This window comes from Haloarcula mannanilytica, assembly GCF_005406125.1.
GTDB classification, from domain to species: domain Archaea; phylum Halobacteriota; class Halobacteria; order Halobacteriales; family Haloarculaceae; genus Haloarcula; species Haloarcula mannanilytica.
The window spans coordinates 281,749-301,191 of the sequence record NZ_BIXZ01000001.1 but is presented as its reverse complement, the minus strand read 5'-3'; the positions used below and the strand labels follow the sequence as shown (position 1 = coordinate 301,191).

The 19,443-nt window shown below is 64.1% G+C and carries 17 protein-coding genes; 9 read left to right on the top strand and 8 right to left on the bottom strand.

Translation table 11 applies throughout. The features are described 5' to 3' along the window. Window positions 1-29 precede the first annotated feature (29 nt). The 4 genes from Harman_RS01455 to Harman_RS01440 all read right to left on the bottom strand — a co-directional run bounded on the left by Harman_RS01455 (window position 30) and on the right by Harman_RS01440 (window position 6,675). On the bottom strand, window positions 30-2,366 hold the full coding sequence (locus Harman_RS01455; protein WP_137682050.1) for an alkaline phosphatase PhoX: 2,337 nt from the start codon (window positions 2,364-2,366) through the stop codon (window positions 30-32). Between the two features lie 397 nt (window positions 2,367-2,763). Then, window positions 2,764-3,486 carry a cell surface protein gene (locus Harman_RS01450; RefSeq protein ID WP_137682049.1) on the bottom strand — a complete coding sequence of 241 codons (723 nt, stop codon included), beginning with the start codon at window positions 3,484-3,486 and terminating at the stop codon, window positions 2,764-2,766. 39 nt (window positions 3,487-3,525) lie between these two features. Further along, complete coding sequence (locus Harman_RS01445; protein WP_137682048.1) at window positions 3,526-6,183, bottom strand: alkaline phosphatase PhoX; 2,658 nt, start codon at window positions 6,181-6,183, stop codon at window positions 3,526-3,528. A 204-nt stretch (window positions 6,184-6,387) separates the two neighbouring features. Further along, a complete protein-coding gene (locus Harman_RS01440; protein WP_137682047.1) occupies window positions 6,388-6,675 on the bottom strand; it encodes a DUF7111 family protein in 288 nt (95 codons plus the stop codon). Window positions 6,676-6,762: 87 nt separating this feature from the next. On the opposite strand from Harman_RS01440, the gene Harman_RS01435 reads away from it, so the two are divergent. Together Harman_RS01435 and Harman_RS01430 are read left to right on the top strand one after the other, a co-directional pair. Further along, complete coding sequence (locus tag Harman_RS01435; protein ID WP_137682046.1) at window positions 6,763-7,053, top strand: PadR family transcriptional regulator; 291 nt, start codon at window positions 6,763-6,765, stop codon at window positions 7,051-7,053. 87 nt (window positions 7,054-7,140) lie between these two features. Beyond that, window positions 7,141-7,395 carry a hypothetical protein gene (locus Harman_RS01430; RefSeq protein WP_137682045.1) on the top strand — a complete coding sequence of 85 codons (255 nt, stop codon included), beginning with the start codon at window positions 7,141-7,143 and terminating at the stop codon, window positions 7,393-7,395. On the opposite strand, the gene Harman_RS01425 is transcribed toward Harman_RS01430, so the two are convergent. After that, complete coding sequence (locus tag Harman_RS01425) at window positions 7,392-8,540, bottom strand: acyl-CoA dehydrogenase (protein WP_137682044.1); 1,149 nt, start codon at window positions 8,538-8,540, stop codon at window positions 7,392-7,394. The two genes, Harman_RS01430 and Harman_RS01425, sit on opposite strands and share 4 nt — an antisense overlap. Before the next feature lie 111 nt (window positions 8,541-8,651). Next, entirely contained in the window at window positions 8,652-9,509 is an 858-nt protein-coding gene (locus Harman_RS01420) for a 3-hydroxyacyl-CoA dehydrogenase family protein (RefSeq protein WP_137682043.1), read from the bottom strand. Between the two features lie 280 nt (window positions 9,510-9,789). Here Harman_RS01420 and Harman_RS01415 point away from each other — a divergent pair, with 280 nt between their 5' ends. Further along, the gene (locus Harman_RS01415) at window positions 9,790-10,665 is read left to right on the top strand and encodes a class 1 fructose-bisphosphatase (RefSeq protein WP_137682042.1); all 876 of its coding nucleotides are present in this window, start codon (window positions 9,790-9,792) and stop codon (window positions 10,663-10,665) included. A gap of 17 nt (window positions 10,666-10,682) precedes the next feature. On the opposite strand, the gene Harman_RS01410 is transcribed toward Harman_RS01415, so the two are convergent. Further along, window positions 10,683-12,677 carry a PKD domain-containing protein gene (locus Harman_RS01410; RefSeq protein WP_137682041.1) on the bottom strand — a complete coding sequence of 665 codons (1,995 nt, stop codon included), beginning with the start codon at window positions 12,675-12,677 and terminating at the stop codon, window positions 10,683-10,685. Between the two features lie 107 nt (window positions 12,678-12,784). On the opposite strand from Harman_RS01410, the gene Harman_RS01405 reads away from it, so the two are divergent. Together Harman_RS01405 and Harman_RS01400 are read left to right on the top strand one after the other, a co-directional pair. Further along, complete coding sequence (locus Harman_RS01405) at window positions 12,785-14,548, top strand: acyl-CoA carboxylase subunit beta (RefSeq protein WP_137682040.1); 1,764 nt, start codon at window positions 12,785-12,787, stop codon at window positions 14,546-14,548. Between the two features lie 128 nt (window positions 14,549-14,676). Continuing rightward, window positions 14,677-15,060 carry a DUF5658 family protein gene (locus tag Harman_RS01400; protein WP_137682039.1) on the top strand — a complete coding sequence of 128 codons (384 nt, stop codon included), beginning with the start codon at window positions 14,677-14,679 and terminating at the stop codon, window positions 15,058-15,060. A 34-nt stretch (window positions 15,061-15,094) separates the two neighbouring features. Here the strand turns inward: Harman_RS01400 and Harman_RS01395 are convergent, their stop codons facing one another. After that, entirely contained in the window at window positions 15,095-15,544 is a 450-nt protein-coding gene (locus Harman_RS01395; RefSeq protein WP_137682038.1) for a MaoC family dehydratase, read from the bottom strand. A gap of 114 nt (window positions 15,545-15,658) precedes the next feature. Between Harman_RS01395 and Harman_RS01390 the strand changes: the two genes are divergently transcribed. The 4 genes from Harman_RS01390 to Harman_RS01375 all read left to right on the top strand — a co-directional run bounded on the left by Harman_RS01390 (window position 15,659) and on the right by Harman_RS01375 (window position 19,439). Continuing rightward, on the top strand, window positions 15,659-16,492 hold the full coding sequence (locus Harman_RS01390; RefSeq protein WP_137682037.1) for an HpcH/HpaI aldolase/citrate lyase family protein: 834 nt from the start codon (window positions 15,659-15,661) through the stop codon (window positions 16,490-16,492). A gap of 87 nt (window positions 16,493-16,579) precedes the next feature. After that, the gene (locus Harman_RS01385) at window positions 16,580-17,836 is read left to right on the top strand and encodes a Glu/Leu/Phe/Val family dehydrogenase (RefSeq protein ID WP_137682036.1); all 1,257 of its coding nucleotides are present in this window, start codon (window positions 16,580-16,582) and stop codon (window positions 17,834-17,836) included. 63 nt (window positions 17,837-17,899) lie between these two features. Next, the gene (locus Harman_RS01380) at window positions 17,900-18,385 is read left to right on the top strand and encodes an SRPBCC family protein (RefSeq protein ID WP_137682035.1); all 486 of its coding nucleotides are present in this window, start codon (window positions 17,900-17,902) and stop codon (window positions 18,383-18,385) included. A gap of 145 nt (window positions 18,386-18,530) precedes the next feature. Then, complete coding sequence (locus tag Harman_RS01375) at window positions 18,531-19,439, top strand: DMT family transporter (protein ID WP_137682034.1); 909 nt, start codon at window positions 18,531-18,533, stop codon at window positions 19,437-19,439. The last annotated feature ends 4 nt before the right edge of the window (window positions 19,440-19,443 follow it).

Sequence of the window (19,443 nt, the reverse complement as noted above, 5' to 3'; positions counted from 1 at the left end):
GATGGTGCCGAGTCGGCGGTCCCGACCCGTTAGCTACCGGTGCTGTTGCCGTTGCCAGGCGTGGCAGTGCTGTTGCCGTTGCCGGGCGTGGCAGTGCTGTTGCCAGGAGCGTCAGTGCTGTTACCAGGAGTACTGTTGCCTGGCGCGTCGGTACTGTTTCCGGGGGTGTCAGTGCTGTTCCCCGGGGTCTCGGTGTTGTCGGGTGCGTCTGTGCTGTTGCCCGGCGATTCAGTCTCTTCCTCTCCGTTCTCGGTCTCCTCCTCGTCCTCGGTTTCCTCTCCGTCTTCTGTTTCCTCACCGTCTTCTGTTTCCTCTTCGTCCTCTTCGGATTCCGGCGGTTCGTAGACGTAGAGGCCGTCGTTGGGGTAGGTGCGGGCGGGGCCACCGAAGCCGTCCTCACAGCAGAGGACGCGACCGTCGTCCATCACGTAGACGTTGTCGACGTTGCGGAGCGCGTCGTCGGCGTCTTCCGGTTCGTCGGTGAAGTCCGGTCCGACGATAACAGGTTCGAGCGTCGAGATATTGTAGTCCTCTTCGAGTTCGCCGCGGTAGACGATGCCGCCGTCGACGCGGTCCATCTGGATGTCGCCGGTGTCGTTGGCGAGGTCGTCGTTGAACTCCGAGATGCCGAAGTAGACCGGGTCGCCGGGTCCAGCGCCGTCCCTGCTGTCGACGCCCTCGGCTTTGTTGAACTCGATGGATGCGCCGATTTCCTTGGCCGCGGCGCGGGTTTCGAGGAACGGCACGCGGCGGAGTTCCTCGTCAACGCCGTCGTGGCCTTCGGTATAGTACTGGTCGGCCCACTCGACGATTTCCTCGTTCGTGATGTAGTTCTGGTTCCCGTCCTCGACGACAGCTTGGTCGGCTTCTTCGAGGGCCGCTTCGAGGTCCTCTTCCCAGTCGGTTTCGGCGTGGGTTTCGAGGTAGTCGGCCTGCGTGATACCGTCGTACTCGGCGATCCATTCCTCGATTTCCGCATTGCTCGCGTGACCCAGCGGCATCCATTCGATTTCGAGCGGGTACTGCGCCGGGGATTTCCGTGTGCCGACCATCGAGGCGTTGGCCTGTGCGTTGGTGATCTTTGGCGCGTACAGCGTTCCCGCCACGTCCATCGGGTCCTCGTAGCTCGGAATCGGCTCGTCGGCGACGAACTTGTAGATGCCCTTGCTGTCGCCGTCGGAACAGCCGTAGACGGTCTGCTCGTCGGCCTGGATGTTCGGGGCCTCCCACGACGCCCGCCCCATCACGTAGTATTTAATCGGCTGTGGCGGGTCGGCCGTCGGCTCGCGGACATCGATATGGTAGCCGTAGCGGTACGGGTTCGGGTACACGTCGGTTATCGGCTGGATGGTGTTGATGTAGTCGGTCTGGTCGGCCTGCTCGGCACCGAGGTAGTACGCGAGGAACTCCACGCCGTCCAGCGCCCAGTACCCCTGGATGCCCCAGGACTCGTCGCCGTAGTAGTCATCGACGGCGCTCTGGATACCGGTCGGGTTCGGCCGGTTCCAGAACTGGCAGCCGCCGATGCGTCCCTTGCCGGTGCCGGCGTCGACGATGTCGCCGACCTGGTTGGTCAGCGAGACGCGCGGGTGGGCGTAGTTCTCCTCGGAGGATATCATCGTCCCCCACGGACTGAGGTCGCCGTAGCAGTTGATCCGGGTGCCACCGAGTTCGCGGAGCGGCTCCGTGTTCGCCAGGTTGAGCGCGTCATCGAGGTCGGCTTCCCACTCGCCGCCCTGCGTCTGGCTCAGTGGGATTCGGCTGACGTTGCCCGGGCTGTTCTCCCAGTTGGTGAAGAGGTAGCCCTCGGTCCCCTCGTCGTTCGTCGGGACGAACTGGTTGCAGTCGGGGTTCGTCGCGGCGGCCCCGTACTGTGTCCCGTTTAAATTGTCCAGCGTGATGTCCATGCCGTCCGGCGTCTGCGTGACGCCGAGGCGCTCCTCGCCGCCGTTGATTTCGTCACGGCCGTGGGCGAAGATGGTGTACTCACCGTTGCCCGACCGGACCCGTCGCTGTTCCGCCTCGGTCTGTGGCGTCCCCAGTTCGTCGAAGTCGTCGTTGTCCCCGTCGAGTTCGAACTGGAAGCCGCTGAAGTAGCCGATACCGGCGGTTCCGAACGGCTCGGGGTTTCCCCCCTCAGGATGCTGGAGGCTGTACAGCAGCGACCCGTCCTGGAAAACGAACGGTCCTGTTACCTCGGCCCCAAAGGCCGTCGTGGAGAACCGCTTGAGTTCCCCCTTAACGCTCGGCGCGCCGGGTGTATCGGATTCTTCGACTTCGTCACCACTTGCCACACCGATGACGCTGGCCCCAAGCGCAGCAGCCACCGATTTCGATAGTACCTGTCGTCGAGTAAAATCGACCATGCAGGTGTCAAGCAGGTTGGTGTTTTAAAACCAGTTTATAATACGTTCGCATGTGTCTGTTTTCGTCACAGATGAATACCGATAGCAGGGAATCGGATTGTTGGTGAATCAATCACTATCGAGATATATTTTTACGGGATACATACCAACTGTCTACGACTACGAGCCAGATGACACACGCCTGTCAAAAAAGCGTTTTCCGCCGTTTATTCACTGCTGCGATGGCGTAACCGTCCGCTCTCAAAATGCGTGTCCGACTGGCTATGTGTGGACATCATCGGTGAGCGTGTCGCTATTGCTCGCTCAACGATGCGAACCCGAAGGTGTACTCGCGGGCGCTCGAACTGTTCGGTAGTGAGAGGCTGCGCTCTGACTCCGGCAGATCTGTGTTGGGACGCTACGGTTGACCGGCTCTGGCTGCGAGTGCCGCTGCCACGCCAAGCGCGACGAGGACGAGCGGGAGCGCGAGCGGACCGGCGGCCGCGGTCGTCGATTGATTGTCGCCGCTGTCGGTTTCGGCGCTCGCAGTGCTCGGTTCGCCGTCAGTCGAGTCCGCGGCGGTCGCCGACGCCGAGTTCCCCGTGACGGCCGTCTCCGTCGGTCCCGACGACACCGTGACCGTCGTCGGCTCCGTCGCGGGCTCTATGGCTTCCCCGCCGTCCGCGTCGAACTGGCCGGACGCGACTGTCAGGCCCGTCTCACCGGCTTCGCCACCGGCGATCTCGACGGTCGCCAGCGTCACGTTGCCGGCGCCGGGTTCGATTGCGCCGTCCAGATCAGCCGCCTCAATGGTTATCGTCCCTCCGTCGGAGCTGACGACGGGGTCCGTGGTAAGCGCGAAGCGGTCGGGGTAGCTGGCGTTGTCGAACTGGGCCACTGCGGGGTCGTCAAGCGCGAGTTCGACCTGATAGCCGGCCAGGCCGTCCGGGGCGCTCGTGAGGACCACCTGGACTGTCGTCGTCTCTCCGGCGGTGACGGTTCCGTTTCCGACGGTGACCGTCGGGCCGCTCTGGGCCGCCGCGACTGCGGGAAGCGTGCCCGCGAGGAGGGTGAGCGCAGCGAGTACGAGGGCCAGGTGAACGGTCCGCTCGCGTATCGAAAGGTGGGTGCTGTCAGTCATTGTCGTGTATGGAAAGATGGGAAATTTCGGGCGAAGTCGTCAGTTGACCTCTTCGTAGAGTTCGGTCACGTCCGCGAAGTCGATCTGGCCGTTCTCGTTGAAGTCGTAGGCACCGACGTTCAGGCGGACGCTGTCCGAATCCATGTTCTCGAACAGGACCTGCACGTCCTCGTAGTCGAGGCGACCGTTCCCGTTGAGGTCCTCGAAGTGCCCGTCGCCGTCGGGGTCGGTCGGTGCGGCGTCACCGATAATCGTATCGGGGCCGCCGACGATGAGCCCGTTCCGAGTCTCCGCCTCGATGGCGGTCCCGCTCTCGTCGTCCATCTGCTCGACCGAGACGGTGAGGTCGGTCGTGCCGCCGCTGTCGGCGCGCACGTCGAGCGTCGCGAGGGGAACGTCCATGCCACCGGACTGGACGTTCGTGTCGACATCGGCCACGCGGATGGTGGCCGTAGCGCCGTCGTCACTGACAGACTGCTCTGTGAGGCCCAGCGAGTCCGGGAAGGAGACGCCAGTGATCGACGCGATGTCGGGGTTCGAGACGCTGACGGTGAGTCGCGCACCGGAGAAGCCGGCGGGGAGCGAGGAGGCGGTTAGCGGCACGCTGCCCGTCGACCCGCCGCCGACCGCGGCGGAGCCAGCGCTGACGATGACGTTCGGCTGGTAGACGTAGAGACCGTCGTTGGGGTAGGAGCGCGTGGGACCGCCGAAGCCGTCCTCACAGCAGAGGACGCGGCCGTCGCGCATCGTATAGACGTTGTCGATGTTCCGAAGCGCGTCGTCGGCGTCTTCCGGCGAGTCGGTGAAGTCCGGACCGGTGATGACGGGTTCGAGCGTCGAGACGTTGTAGTCGGATTCGAGTTCGGCGCGGTAGACGACGCCGCCGTCGACGCGGTCCATCTGGATGTCGCCCTCGTCGTCGGCGAGCCCGTCGTTGAACTCGGAGATGCCGAAGTAGATGAAGTCCCCGGGCTGGGAGTTGTCCATGGTGTCGACGCCCTCGGCCTTGTTGAACTCGATGGATGCGCCGATTTCCTTCGCCGCGGCACGGGTTTCGAGGAACGGGACCCGTCGGAGGTCTTCGTCGACGCCGTCGGGACCGTTCTGTTCGTACTGGGTGGCCCATTCGACGATTTCCTCGTTGGTGATGTAGTTCTGGTTCCCGTTTTTGAGGACTTCGAGGTCGGCCTCCTTGATCGCTGCCGACGTGTCTTCCTGCCAGTCGGTTTCGGCGTGTGCTTCGAGGTAGTCAGCCTGCGTAACCTCGTCGTAGTCGGCGATCCAGGATTCGACCTCGCCGTTGGTGGCGTGCCCGAGTTCGAGCCACTCGACTTCGAGGGGCGTCTGTGCGGGCGAGTTGCGGCTGTCCGATTCGGCGACACTGGCCGTGTCGTTGGTGATCTTCGGGGCGTACAGCGTCCCGGCGATGTCGTCAGTGTTCTCGTAGCTGTCGATTGGCTCGTCAGCGACGAACTTGTAGATGCCCTTGCTGTCGCCGTCGGAGCACATGTACACCGTCTTCCGGTCGCCCTGAATGTCCGGGGCCTCGTAGGCGGCCCGGCCCATCACCCAGTACTTGATGGGATTTGGCGTCTCGGCTGCCGGCTTGCGGATGTCGACGAAGTAGCCAAAGCGGTATGGGTTGGGGTAGACATCGTCGATGGGGGTCGTTGTGTTCTCGCCGTCTTCATTGTCGGACGGTTCCGCACCGAGGTAGTACGCGAGCCCCTCATTGCCGATCTGTGACCAGGCTCCCTGTGGCGTCCACGCTTCGCTGATGTCGCCGTTCTCGGCGTAGGTGTTGATCGCGTCGACGATACCGGCCGGGTTCGGTCGGTTCCAGAACTGGCAGCCGCCAAGCAGGCCGACGCCCGTGCCAGCCTCGACGATGTCCCCTACCGTCGCGGTCCGATGGACCCGAGCGTGGGCGTAGTTCTCTTCGGCGGAGATCATCGTTTCCCACGGGCTGAGGTCGCCGTAGCAGTTGGTTCGTGTGCCGCCGAGTTCGCGGAACGCCTCCGTGTTGACGACGTTCATCGCGTTCTCGGTGTCCGCGCTCCACTCGCCGTTTTCGTCCTGGCTGAGCGGCACTCGCGAGATGCAGCCGGGGACGTTCTCCCAGTTCGTGAAGAGATAGCCCTCGGTCCCCTCGTCGTTCGTCGGGACGAACTGGTTACAGTCCGGTCCCGCACCGACCCCGCCCTTGGCACCGGCGAAGTTCTCGGGAGTCACGTCCGTTCCGTCGGGCGTCTGGGTCACGCCGAGGCGCTCCTCGCCGCCGTTGATCGGCTCGCGGCCCTGTACGAGAATCTCGTAGTCGCCGGTCGCGGACCGGACCTGCCGCTGTTTCTCCTCGGTGTCCGGTACACCGACTTCCTGGAAGTCGTCGTTGCTCCCGTTGAACGTGAACTGGAAGCCGCTGAAATAGCCCACTGCGGCCCGACCGAACGGTTCGGGGTTTTCCCCCTCGGGATGCTGAAGGCTGTACAGCAGCGACCCGTCCTCGAAGACGAACGGTCCCGTTACCTCGGCCCCGAAAGCCGTCGTGGAGAGCCGCTTGAGTTCTCCTTTGACGCTCGGTGCGCCGGGTGTGTCGGATTCTTCGACCTCTTCGCCACTTGACACGCCGATGACGCTGGCCCCAAGCGCAGCAGCCACCGACTGTGAAAGCACTTGTCGTCGGGTAAAGTCAACCATGCGAGTATTCAGGGGAGGGGTATTTTAAAACCAGTTTATAATATCGGCTCATGTGTCTGTTTTCTTCACTGATGCGAATCGATAGCAGTAGAGCAGGTGAATAGTGAATAGATAACTACACAGACATATTTTTACGAGATACATACCAACTGCGCACAGCTATGGGCCAGAAGCGTCAACCCCGCGAGAACAAGCGTGTGAGCGTTACATTCCCATGTCGGCGGCAGCCTCCGGGACGGGGAGGTCATGCGGTGACCGGCTCAGCAGTTCCGCCGCGTGGTCGAGCGCCATGTCGAAGCCGTAGTACCGCTCCAGTTCGTCGCCGTCGGCCGTCGGCCGGACCTTCAACATTGCGTACCCCTCGATGTTCTGGGCGATTGCGGCGCTGCCGGTGTCGCTCTCGAAGGTCAGCAGCCGCTCGTCTTCGGTCTCTCGATAGGTGGCCGTGATGCCGTCGGCTGACGCCTCGACGGGGAGTTCGGAGTCGGTCATCGGCGGTTCTAGGGAGTCGGGGTATGCGAACCTGGCGGTCCGTCCGAAACCACAAGCGCGAAACCGGGCGGCTGTGACCAGACACCTATGGCGAAGTGGCTCCAGAGCGGCCGCCGGCGCGACATGTGCGTCCTGCTTGCTGCCGCCGAGGACGGCGAACTCTCCGGCCAGCGGCTGAAGACGCGGCTCGAACGCCGCTACGACACGCGAATCGAACCCCAGAGCTTCTACGGCGCGCTCGACGCGCTGGAGTCGGCTGGGTTTGTCGTTCACCGCGAAGACGGCATCGCCGACAAGTACTCCCTGACCGAGGCCGGCGAGCAACGGCTTCGAAACCAGTTTGAATGGATGCGCGAGGCGCTCAGCGAGGAATCCTGACGCCGCTGCATGTCGGCTTCTGGCGAATATCGCTGTGCCGCCACTGAGCAGGTATTCTTTTTGTGGAGGCTGTCACAGGATACAGCCATGTCCCTGACTCGATCGCTCCTCCTGGCAGGTCTGGACGCCCTCCCGTTCGCGGCGCTCGCAAGCGTCGCAACGTACGTGTTCGCACGTGCGGCCAATCAGCCACCGGTGCTCGTCGGCATGCTCGCCGGAACCGTCGGCGTGGTGGTGCTGCTCGCGCTGGGAACGATTAGCGCAAACCGCTACCGAGCGGACGGCAAACCCTTCTATTTCACGCGTGCGGTGGTCGTCGAAGGGCTGCTCTCCATCCCCTAATCGAGCAGTTCACTCGCAATAGTGTTGCGCAGTACCTCGCTGGTCCCTTCGTAGATTTCGTTGAGTTTGGCGTCGCGGTAGAACCGCTCGACGGGGAAATCCTTCGTGTACCCGTAGCCGCCGTGGATCTGGATGCCCTCGTTGGCCACTTCCCGGGACACCTCGGAGGCGTACAGCTTGGCCTGGGCGGCCTCCTTGACGAAGGAGTCGCCAGCCATCTTCTTATCGGCGGCCTGGTGCATCAGCAGGCGGGCAGCCTGGGTCTTCGTGTCCATGTCCGCGAGCTTGTGCTGGATAGCCTGGAAATCGCTAATTGGCTGGTCGAACTGCTCGCGGTCCTGGGCGTAGCGCAGCGCCTCGTCCAGCGCGGCCTGAGCGATGCCGACACCGCGGGCCGCGATAGTGATTCGCCCGCCATTGAGCGTCTTGAGGGCGTGCACGAAGCCGCGGCCCTCCTCGCCGAGCCGGCGGTCCGCCGGCAGACGCATGTCGTCGAACCGCAGTTCGGCGGTCGGGCATCCCTTGTCGCCGAGTTTGTGCTCGGTGCCCTCGACGATGAAGCCGTCGTCCTCCTCGGGCCGGACGATGAACGACGAGATGCCCTTGTTGCCAGCCTCGGGGTCGGTCTTGGCGAACAGGACGACGGTATCGGCGACGGAGCCGTTCGATATCCAGAGCTTCCCGCCGTTGACCAGATAGGCGTCGCCGCCCTCTATCGGTTCGGCGGTGGTGTCCATCGCCGGCACGTCACTGCCCGCGCCCGCTTCCGAGAGGGCGAACGCGCCGATCTCCTCGCCCTCGGCCAGCGGCGTGAGGTAGGTCTCTTTCTGGGACTCGTCGCCGAACTCGTATATCATGTTGCAGGCCAGCGAGATGTGGGCGGCGACGATTGTGCCGAGCCCGCCGCTCCCCCGCGAAATCTCTTCGAGGGCCATCGCGTAGCTGTGGTAGTCAAGTTCTGCACCGCCGTACTCCTCGGGAATCGGCATCCCCATCAGGCCCAGCTCGGCCATCTGCTCGACGAGGTCCCACGGAAACTCGTCGGTGTCGTCGATCTCCGCCGCCCGCGGTTTGACCTCCTCGTCGACGAACTCCGCGACCATCTCCTGTATCTGGCGTTGTTCCTGTGTGGGACTGAAGTCCATGCCAAAATCTAACGCAGGCCGGTCCTTTACTGTTCGCCAACGGCGGGCCCGTTGCTGGGTATCGTACTCGAACTGCCACTGTCGCCGTTGCCGTTTATCATCGGAAGCAGGTCAGTCATAGTCGTAGAAGCCCCGACCCGATTTCTTTCCGAGGTCACCCGCCGCGACTTTCCGTTTGAGGAGATACGCCGGCTTGTAGCGGTCGCCTAGTTCCTCGTAGAGGGTTTCAGAGGCGTCAAGCACCACGTCGAGGCCGATGTGGTCGGCCAGTTCCAGCGGCCCCATGGGGACGTTCGTCCCGAGCGTCAGTCCACGGTCGATGTCGGCCTTCTCGGCGACGCCCTCGTCGTAGGCCCGAATCCCCTCGTTGATCCAGGGCATCAGCACGCGGTTGACGACGAAGCCGGGCTTGTCGTCGGCCTCCCAGGTTTCCTTGCCGATGTCGTGGGCGAACTCTTGACCCAGCGTCACCGTCTCGTCGCTGGTCCTCTCGCCGACGACCAGTTCCACGCCTTTCATCACCGGGACGGGGTTCATGAAGTGCAATCCGAGAACCTGCTCGGGCCGGTCAGTGGCGCTAGCGATAGTCGTGATCGACAGCGTGCTAGTGTTGCTAGCTAGGACGGCTCTCGGCTTACAGATGCCATCGAGATCCTCGAACACTGACTGCTTGATCTCCATGTCCTCCGTCACTGCCTCGACGACCAGATCAGCGTCAGCAAGGTCCTCCATCTCGGTCGTGCCCGTGATGCGGTCTTTCGCCGCCTCGGCCTCCTCTTTCGTGACTGTCCCGCGCGCGACGAGGTTCTCGAAGCTCGCCTGGATGTCCTCGAACCCGGCAGCGACTAGTTCTTCGGATACGTCGCGCATGACGACATCGTAGCCGGCCGTCGCCGAGACCTGGGCAATGCCGTTGCCCATCGTCCCGGCCCCGACGACGCCGACGGTGTCGACTGCTTCGAGATGCATGGTCACACCTTCGGTCGGCCGTCGTGTAAGTCTGCCGACGGGAGTGAGCCAACGCGACACCAGACCACAGCCGAGTCAGGCCGTCACACACTTAGCGGCAATCGCTGACGCCCGCTCGAAGATTCACTCGAACTGTAGTAAATGTCAGCAAAAAGATACTTATGGTGTGCCGGAGAACGATCTGGTGATGAGAGACCCTGTGGGCAGCAGGTTCAGACGAATAATTCGACCGGTCGTCGCGTATCCGGTCTCTGCCCGGACAACCCCCTACATCTGACAAATGAGCAAGTCACTCGATACCTCGACCACCGAAGCCGAGCAGACGGTCACTGAAGTCATCGACGGCATCGTCGAAACGACGCCGGACGTTCGCCGTGCCGTTGCCGACCACCGCGGCCAGAGCAACTCCGTTAACCCCAGCGGGGATGACCAGCTCGCGGCCGACCTGCGCGCCGACGAACTGTTCGAACAGCGCCTCCTCGGTATCGACGGGGTCGCCACCTACGCCAGCGAGGAGCGTGCGGGCGTGGAAGCCACAGACGGCCGCCTGCACGTCGCCATGGACCCCCTCGACGGGTCGAGCAACCTCGAACCCAACAGCGGGATGGGAACGATTTTCGGCGTTTACAGCGAGCGCCCGCCGACGGTCGGGACGAACCTGCTCGCCGCCGGCTTCGTCATCTACGGGCCGATAACCTCGATGGTTGTCGCTCGAAAGGGGGGCGTCAGCGAGTATATCCTCGAAGACGGCGACAAGCGGATCGTCGACGACGACGTGACGGTCCCGGACGATCCGACAGTGTTCGGGTTCGGTGGCGGTATCGACTCCTGGACGGACGAGTTCGCGTCCTACGCCGAGGAGATCCGTCACGAACTCAAACTCCGCTACGGCGGGGCGATGGTCGCCGACATCAATCAGGTGCTCACTTACGGCGGTGTCTTCTCGTATCCGGAACTGGAGTCCCGCCCCGAAGGGAAACTGCGGCTCCAGTTCGAGGGCCAGCCAATGGCCTACATCCTCGAATCCGCCGGCGGCCGCTCCTCGAACGGCGAGCAGTCACTGCTGGAGGTCGAACCCGACGAGCTACACGAACGAACGCCGCTGTATCTCGGGAACGACGATCTGATCGACCGGCTCGAAGCGAACATCGACTGATACCTTCGGTATTCGTTTTAGTACCCGAGATAGATCGCTAACCCTTTGAGAAGGCTATAGAGACCGATAGCGACGCCCAGTAGCCCACCAAGCACCGTCCCGACGATGCCGTCGGGCCACAACGAGTTCGGGTTCGGGATTGCGAGCGATGGCACTGACGGGAGTCCCGGCAGAGAAAACCCACCCTCAGCGGCCGTGACGTTTCCGACACGCCGGTTATCGACGGTCAGAGACCCAGACGAGTTCTCGGGGACCGAGCGGGCGAACTCCGTCGTTCGCGTCTCGCCGGCCGGCACTGTCACCGTCCGTGTCGTCAGTATCGACGTGTTGAGCGAGACAATGACGAGATGATCGCCGCTCGCTGTGCCCCTGTTTGTCAGTTCGACGGTGATGACGGTCCGCTCGCCCGAGTCGAGCGTCGATGGAACGGCTGTCGCGTTCGTGACCACGATATCCGGCTGCCCGGCGTCCTCGGTCGTTTCGGGTCTGGGAGTCGATGTTTCCGACTCTGCGGCCGCTTCTGCGTCCGCTGCTGTCGTCCGTTCGGCCCCCACCACGAACGTGGAGAGGCCCGGCGACTGGGCTCGATAGACGATCTGTGACTCGCCCCGGGACGCGATTTCAGTCGCTAACGGCGACCAGCCGTCGTGTTTCCGGAACAGCGTCACGCTACGTGGCTCCACACCGGTCGCTTCCAGCGTCTCCCGTGCCACAGTAAATGTGAACGTCACGTCCTCGGTCGGGACGGAGCCGTGGTCGACATCGAACCGGCTAAGGCCGGTGTGGTCGGTCGCGGCCGCAAATGCCGAGGCGGGGCGGCGCGAGCGGATGGTGAGTTCGGCAGACTCGTTGCGCGGAAACGTCACGGTGAGTCGCTCTAATGTTCCGTTCGGGCCGCTGACGAGTGCGCCGTCTGGGGGCTGTATCCGCTGGGACTGGCCCGTTCCGTTTACCGATACGTTCGCTGTCGTCGCGTTCGGCCGCCGCACGGTCACGTTCCCAGCGGTTCCGTTCCCCGTCACAGAGACGATTCTGGTCACGGTCTCCGTGTTCCCGAGCGGATCGGCGGCTGACACCGTCACCTCGTGGTTGCCTGGGGCGGCAAACGCGACGGTGATGTTCTCACCGGTCAGAATCGTCTCCCTCCCCACCTGCCACCGGACCGAGTCTACACCCTGATCGTCCGTTGAATTCGCCACAGAGAAGGTCACCGACTCGCCGACCGTCGCGTTCTCCGGTCCAGTGACGGTGACGTTCGGCGCAGACCCATCATACAGGAAGCTCCGTTGGCGGCTGAAGGAGTTGTCGTTCCCGTTCCTGTCGGTCACCGACAGCAAAAGCAGGGAGTACTCTCCCTCCTCCGGGAACCTGTACTTTCGGGTGTAGGTGATCGTGTTCCCGGTGCGTTCGGAAAACCCGGAGATGTTGAGCGTGTCGATCGACTGTCCGCCGATGGAGATCTGCAGTTGCTGTATCGGTTCGTGAACCCCGACGGAGATACGGGCGGTCGAACTGTTGACGCGGCGCACCTCGAACGAACGGTACTTCGGCACGACGGAATCCATCCCGGTTGCAGTGACCGACTCGTGTGGGAGTTGGTTGCCCGCTTCGTCGGTGATCCTACCGGTGTCACGGAGGCTAACGGTAATATTGTCGGTGTCCGCCTTGTTCGCTAACAGCAGTGATACGCGCGCTCCGGACCTGTTTGTTCCTGTCGAGTTTAGCGAGGTGACCGAAACGCTCTGGATCCGGTTGGACGATAGCCGGAAGTCGTCCGCCTGGATCGTATCGGTATCGAGCGAGCCGTTATCGTACAGGAACACGTCGATTGTCGTCGCGTTGCCACGCGTCGCGTTGCCCCACTCCGGCGGGTCCGTGTCCTCGGCCGTGGCGGTGCCAGCAGCGACTGCTGTGAGCAGCGGAACCGCAAGCAGGAGGGCGAGAAGCGGGAGCCACCGGCGGCGACGCCCGGTCGACATAGGTGCCGCTCGGGCGTGGCCGGTGGCGCTCATGGTGCATGACTACTCCGGCACCCGATATCAATGGTACGCCATCATTACGAGACCTGATAATCGCATGCGGGGCAACTACTGTGACCCCTGGGAACGTTAGGTGTGGTATGAAGGTCCATATCGCAGCCGAGGCCACCCGCGAGGAGGCGTCGGCTATCGCAGCCGCTGTCGCCGAACACACGGGCCGAACCGTCGAAGTGTACGTCGGCGACGAGACAACCCCCACGCTGGTCCGTGAGGTGACCGACGAGAGTGAGACAGCCGAAGCGGTCCCGAACGACAACGCGAGGGACGCGGAACCTACTGAGCGAGAAAAACGCCTCCGTGAGGAAATCGATGACATCGAGCGCGGCGGGCCACAGAAGTACCGGGACCGCCTCGCTGAGCAGGGGAAGCTGTTCGTCCGGGACCGACTCGACCTCTGGTTCGGTGACGACGGCCTTGATTTCGAGGACGGCCGGTTCGCGAACTTCGATTCGTGGCACCCTAGCAGTCCCGACGTGGACGAGGAGGACGACCGGCTGCCGGCCGACGGGCTCATCACCGGCGCGGGAACCTTCGAGGGCCGACAGGTCCACGTCGCCGCCAACGACTTCACGGTCAAGGCGGGGTCGATCGCCCGCCACGGCGTCGAGAAGTTCCTCCGACTGCAAGAGCGCGCGCTGAAGAGCGGCCGGCCGCTACTCTATCTGGTCGACTCCTCGGGCGGCCGAATCGACCAGCAGCGGGGGTTCTTCGCCAATCGCGAGGGCATCGGGAAGTTCTACTACAACCACTCGCTGTTGTCGGGTGCGGTCCCGCAAATCTGTGTCCTGTACGGCCCGTGTATCGCCGGTGCGGCCTACACGCCGGTGTTCGCCGATTTCACCGTCATGGTCCGGGGCATGAGCGCGCTGGCGATTGCCTCGCCTCGGATGGTCGAGATGGTTACCGGGGAGGACATCGACCTCGAAACGCTGGGTGGACCAGACCTGCACGCCCGCCACTCCGGCAGCGCGGATCTGGTCGCCGACGACGAGGAACACGCCCGGGAGCTGGTCGCACAGCTCATCACATACCTGCCCGACAGCGCCGACGAGAAGCCGCCCCAAACCCATGGAACCGCTCCCGCAGTGGACCCCGAAGGCCTCGACTCGGTCATCCCTGCGGAGCCGAACAAAGGCTATGACATGCACCGGGTCATCGAACGTGTCGTCGATGCCGACTCCTTCTTCGAGTTGCAGTCCCAGTACGGAACCGAGATTCTGACCGGGTTCGCCAGGGTCGACGGCCGACCGGTCGGCATCGTCGCCAACCAGCCGAGCCAGCGGGCTGGCGCGATATTCCCCGATTCGGCCCGCAAGGCCGCCGGCTTCGTCTGGACCTGTGACGCCTACAACATCCCGCTGCTGTACCTCTGTGACACCCCGGGGTTCATGGCCGGCTCCTCGGTCGAGAAAGAGGGTATTCTGGAGGCCGGCAAACGGATGATCTATGCAACCTCGCAGGCCACCGTCCCGAAGCAGTGTGTCGTCGTCCGGAAGGCCTACGGTGCGGGCATTTACGCCATGTCAGGCCCCGCCTACGACCCCGAGGCGACACTGGCGCTCCCGGGTAGCGAAATCGCGATCATGGGCCCCGAAGCCGCGATAAACGCGGTGTACGCGAACAAACTGGACGCGATAGACGACCCAGAAGAACGTGCCAAGCGCGAGCAGGAACTGCGCGAGGAGTACCGCGAGGACATTGACGTTCACCGGATGGCGAGCGAAGTCGTCATCGACGAAATCGTCCCGCCAAGCGACCTGCGCGAGGAGATCGCTGCCCGGTTTGCCCTGTACGAAGATGTCGAAAAAGACCGCCCGGAGAAGAAACACGGCACGATTCTCTGACGGCAACCGTCCCTGTCCGAATACTGCGCTTGTCGGGCAGTAAAAAGCCCCTAATCGCTCTCTTTCAGAAGTAAACAGTGTGTATTTAATAGGGTGCGTGAAAACAGAATTACAGACCACGTGGGGGCGTGGTCGCGGAGGGTGACGTGTTCACAACGGACCGAACGGTCCCGATAGGGGCCATCGACGGGTGGTGTAGCGCCCTGCTCGACGAACTCGCGGGCGTCGAGCGAGAACTATGGCTGGTCGTCGTCGCCACGCTTGTCGTCGACGTGTGGCTGACACACGTCGGCCTCCAGCACGGTCTCCACGAGGGGAACCCAGTGATGCGGGCCGCGATAGAGACGTTCGGGATCGCCGTCCTCGCCCTGACGAAGGTCGGGGTGCTTGGACTGGCGGGGCTAACACGCCGGGCGCTGAGCGAGCAACGCGGCGTCGTCGTGCCGCTCGGGCTGGCGCTCCCGTGGGTGGGTGCCGTCCTGATTAACGCGACCCTGCTTGTCAGCCTGTAGCCGCCCGGGCTACGCTGCATCCCGGTCCCCGAATTCACTCACCCGCCCGCTGGACCAGCGCCGTCCGCTCGAACGTACAGACGAGCGTGTCGTCCTGCTTGTAGGCGTCAACTTGCATCGTGACGACGCCGCGCTCCTCGTCGCTGGTCAGTCGCGTGTTCAGGACCGTCGTTTCCGCGCGTATCGTGTCGCCGTGGACGACCGGTGCCGGGTGCTCGACGGCGTCGTAGGAGAGGTTGGCGACGATTGTTCCGTCGGTGGTATCGGGTATCGTCAGTCCAACAGCGAGGGACAGCGTGTACAGCCCGTTGACCAGGCGCTCGCCGAACTGCGTTCCGGCGGCGAACTCGGCGTCGAGGTGGAGTGGCTGCTGGTTCATCGTCAGGTCACAGAACCGCTGGTTGTCGCTCTCGCTGATCGTCCGGCGCTTCTCGTGGACGATGGTCTCGCCCTCGGTGAACTCCTCGTAGTACTTGCCGGGCATGACTGAGCACAGGCGCGGACGGCTCTTAGCCGTGGGGGCGCGGGGTCGCAGTGTCAGTCGCCCCGCGGTCGTTGGCCGCCAATCACTTACCACGGGCGCGGACGTAGGCCCCGTATGGCCCGCCGAAGTGTCCTGTTCTCCCCGGGCGACGACGGAGAGAAGCTACGGAAAGCCGCGGCGAGCGATGCCGACGTGATTGTGTACGACCTCGAAGACGCCGTCGTTCCGGACGCCAAGCCGGCGGCCCGTGAGACAGTCCGCGAGGCACTTTCCGACGTGGTGCCGGCGTCCCCCGAACTGTGTGTCCGGGTCAATCCCGTCGGATCGGGGGCCGAAGCCGACCTCGCGGTCGTCCTCGACGGGCCGGCCCCGGACAGCGTGATGCTTCCGAAGACGCGTGACGCCTCCGACGTTCGGAAACTGGCGTCGCTGCTGGAATCCCACGGCGCTGACTGTCCGGTGCTGGCGCTGGTGGAATCGGCCGCGGGCATCTTGCACGCGGAGGGGATCGCGGCGGCGGCCGCGACCGACGCGCTCGTGTTCGGGGCCGAGGACCTGGCCGGCGACATCGGCGCGACGCGGACGGTCAGCGGGCAGGAAGTGAGTCACGCGCGCCAGCACGTCGTCCTCGCGGCGCGAGCGGCCGGTGTCTCGCCGATAGACACGCACTACCCGCAGTTCGACGACCTCGACGGGCTCCGAGCGGAGACTGAGACGGCCGTCGGTCTGGGCTACGACGGAAAGCTCGCAATCCACCCCGCCCAGGCCCCGGTCATCAATGATGCGTTCACGCCCGACAAGACGCGGGTCGAGTGGGCCGAGCGGATTCTCGATGCTCGTGACGCCGCTAATGGCGGGGTGTTCGTCGTCGATGGGGAGATGATCGACGCACCACAGGTCAAACAGGCAATACGAATCATCGAGCGTGCCGGCATCGGCCGCGAGTGAGGGTTCGTTCCGTCGTAGGTATCTCTTGTCGTGGGGAATCCCATGGACGGCGGTACCCTTTTCCCTACTGTGCCAATCAATACCCGTATGTCGACTGAGGTAAATCCATTTGAAAGTCTACAGGAGCAGATCGACGACGCGGCGGACTACCTCGAATACTCGACCGACGTTCTCGAACGGCTGAAACACCCCGAGCGAGTTCTGGAGACAAACCTTTCTGTGGAGTTGGACGACGGCTCCGTCGAAGTGTTCAAGGCCTACCGGTCGCAGTTCAACGGCGACAGGGGACCGTACAAGGGCGGGATTCGCTATCACCCGCAGGTCACACGTGATGAGGTCAAGGCGCTGTCCGGCTGGATGGTGTATAAGTGCGCCGCTGTCAACATCCCCTACGGCGGGGGGAAAGGCGGCATCGAGATCGACCCGCGCCAGTACTCGGCCAGCGAAATCGAGCGGATAACGCGGTCGTTCGCAAAGGAACTCCGCCCGATCATCGGCGAAGACCGGGACATCCCCGCGCCCGATGTCAACACCGGCCAGCGGGAGATGAACTGGATCAAAGACACCTACGAGACGCTGGAGAACACGACCGAACCCGGCGTCATCACCGGCAAGGCACCGGAGTCGGGCGGCAGTGCGGGCCGCGTCGAAGCCACCGGCCGCTCTGTGATGCTCACCGCACGGGAGGCGTTCGACTACCTCGGAAAGGACATCGAGGACGCGACGGTGGCCGTCCAGGGCTACGGGAACGCCGGCTCCGTGGCGGCGAAACTCATCGAGGACCTGGGCGCGAACATCGTCGCGGTGTCGGACTCGTCAGGTGCCGTCTACAACCCAGACGGTATCGACGCACGCGAGGCGAAGGCGTTCAAGAGCGAGACCGGGTCGCTGACCGGCTACGACGGCGCGACCGAGGAACTGACCAACGAAGACCTGCTGACGATGGACGTTGACCTGCTTGTGCCGGCGGCGCTCGAAAACGCCATCGACGGCGACCTCGCGGCCGACGTACAGGCCGACATCGTTGTCGAGGCGGCCAACGGCCCGCTGACGCCGAATGCCGACGACGTACTCACGGACCGTGACGTGGCCGTGTTCCCTGACATCCTCGCCAACGCCGGCGGTGTCACGGTGTCGTATTTCGAGTGGGTTCAAAACCGCCAGCGGTTCTACTGGTCTGAGGAGCGGGTCAACGACGAACTGGAGACCATTATGACGAACGCGTTCGAGGACCTCGTCGAGACCTACGAGGAGACCGGCGCACCGAACTTCCGGACGGCGATGTACGTCGTCGCCATCCAGCGCGTCGTCGCGGCCGCCGAGGAAGGTGGTATCTGGCCCTAACTGCGTCTCAAAACCAGTCGTACCTACCGCGGGTGTTTTGCCGTCGCTGCCCCTACTACCGGTATGGTGATTTACGAGCGGCAGGTCCGCGTCGAAGCCCCGCTGTCCGAGGTCTGGACGTTCCACGCGACAGGCGATGGCCTGGTCGCACTGACCCCAAACTGGATGAACATCCGCATCGAGGAGGAGCGCGGGCCGGACGGCGACCCGGACCCCGAGGAGCTGACCGCCGGATCGGTCGTCGTCTCCTCAATCAAGCCTTTCGGAGTACCGCCGCGTCAGCGCTGGGTGTCGAACATCGTTGCGCGCGAAGAGAGCGAAGACGAAGCGATGTTCCGGGACGCGATGGCGGAAGGGCCGTTCCCCCACTGGGAGCACACGCACACATTCAAGGCGCTGAGCGACAGGGAGACGCTCGTCCACGACCACGTCGAGTTCGAACTCCCCGGCGGGCCGCTGGGCAAGGCCTTCGGCCCCTTCGGCTGTCTCGGGATGGAGCCGATGTTCCGGTACCGTCACCGGAAGACGAAGGAGTTGCTCGAAGGGTAACCATCCGTGCCCGCGGGCGGCAACGGTCCCGACTATGGGAGCCGGTGTTTCTTTAGTGCCGTATCGGATACTGCCAACAGATGACCGGACGTGTCGTCGCGAGAACTGATAAGACCGCTGGGACGCCGCGTCACAACGGAGCGCGATGGGCGTGACCGAGCCGCGAATCGACCCGCGAATCGCCCTGGCTGTCGCCGTATTAGCGGTCAGTACGAGCGCGATTCTCGTCCGCTGGAGCGCGGCCGCGGCGTCGGTCGCAGCCTTTTACCGCGTCTTGTTGACGACGACGCTGCTGGCTCCGCTGGCGCTGGGCCGACATCGGTCCGCCTTCGCTCGGCTCTCCCGGCGGGACGTGCTGGCGGCCGCGGCGACCGGCGTGGCGCTCGCCGTTCACTTCGCCGCGTGGTTCGAGAGCCTGGCGTGGACGAGCGTCGCGGCGTCGGTCACGCTGGTCCAGTGCCAGCCGCTGTTCGTCGCCGTCGGCGCGTGGGCCTTGCTCGACGAACGCGTGACGCGGGGGACGACGGCTGGCATCCTCGTTGCCATCGGCGGCATCGTCGTGATGTCCATCGGCGAACTGCTCGGCGGCGGTGCCATCGGCCCGCGCCCGCTGTACGGCAACGCCTTGGCGCTCGTCGGCGGCGTCATGGCCGCCGGCTACGTGCTCGCCGGGCGTTCGCTCCGCCAGCGGTTCCCCCTCATCCCCTACGTGACCGTCGTCTACGGTGTTGCCGCGGTCTGTCTGCTGGGGTTCGTTCTCGTGTCGGGGCATCCCGTCACCGGCTACCCGCCGCGGGAGTGGGCGCTGTTTTTTGCGATGGCCGTTGGCCCCGGCGTGTTCGGTCACACCGCCCTCAACTGGGCGCTTGCCCACGTCGAATCCAGCATGGTCAGCGTCTCGCTGCTGGGCGAACCGGTCGGGAGCGCGCTGCTGGCGCTGCTGTTGCTCGCCGAGATACCGGGTACGTCGACAGTTGCCGGCGGGGCCGTCGTTCTCGTCGGCATCGGTGTCGTCGCCAGAAGCCGGGCGGTCGGGGCAGCGCCGGCGGACTGAGACT

Bases quoted from the DNA above. Each gene is read 5' to 3' on its own strand.
- Harman_RS01375 (WP_137682034.1), top strand. From the start codon at position 18,531: ATGGGCGTGACCGAGCCGCGAATCGACCCGCGAATCGCCCTGGCTGTC.
- Harman_RS01390 (WP_137682037.1), top strand. From the start codon at position 15,659: ATGGCCCGCCGAAGTGTCCTGTTCTCCCCGGGCGACGACGGAGAGAAG.
- Harman_RS01405 (WP_137682040.1), top strand. From the start codon at position 12,785: ATGAAGGTCCATATCGCAGCCGAGGCCACCCGCGAGGAGGCGTCGGCT.
- Harman_RS01425 (WP_137682044.1), bottom strand. From the start codon at position 8,540: ATGGACTTCAGTCCCACACAGGAACAACGCCAGATACAGGAGATGGTC.
- Harman_RS01450 (WP_137682049.1), bottom strand. From the start codon at position 3,486: ATGACTGACAGCACCCACCTTTCGATACGCGAGCGGACCGTTCACCTG.
- Harman_RS01440 (WP_137682047.1), bottom strand. From the start codon at position 6,675: ATGACCGACTCCGAACTCCCCGTCGAGGCGTCAGCCGACGGCATCACG.
- Harman_RS01430 (WP_137682045.1), top strand. From the start codon at position 7,141: ATGTCCCTGACTCGATCGCTCCTCCTGGCAGGTCTGGACGCCCTCCCG.
- Harman_RS01395 (WP_137682038.1), bottom strand. From the start codon at position 15,544: ATGCCCGGCAAGTACTACGAGGAGTTCACCGAGGGCGAGACCATCGTC.
- Harman_RS01445 (WP_137682048.1), bottom strand. From the start codon at position 6,183: ATGGTTGACTTTACCCGACGACAAGTGCTTTCACAGTCGGTGGCTGCT.
- Harman_RS01410 (WP_137682041.1), bottom strand. From the start codon at position 12,677: ATGAGCGCCACCGGCCACGCCCGAGCGGCACCTATGTCGACCGGGCGT.
- Harman_RS01435 (WP_137682046.1), top strand. From the start codon at position 6,763: ATGGCGAAGTGGCTCCAGAGCGGCCGCCGGCGCGACATGTGCGTCCTG.
- Harman_RS01380 (WP_137682035.1), top strand. From the start codon at position 17,900: ATGGTGATTTACGAGCGGCAGGTCCGCGTCGAAGCCCCGCTGTCCGAG.
- Harman_RS01415 (WP_137682042.1), top strand. From the start codon at position 9,790: ATGAGCAAGTCACTCGATACCTCGACCACCGAAGCCGAGCAGACGGTC.
- Harman_RS01420 (WP_137682043.1), bottom strand. From the start codon at position 9,509: ATGCATCTCGAAGCAGTCGACACCGTCGGCGTCGTCGGGGCCGGGACG.
- Harman_RS01455 (WP_137682050.1), bottom strand. From the start codon at position 2,366: ATGGTCGATTTTACTCGACGACAGGTACTATCGAAATCGGTGGCTGCT.
- Harman_RS01385 (WP_137682036.1), top strand. From the start codon at position 16,580: ATGTCGACTGAGGTAAATCCATTTGAAAGTCTACAGGAGCAGATCGAC.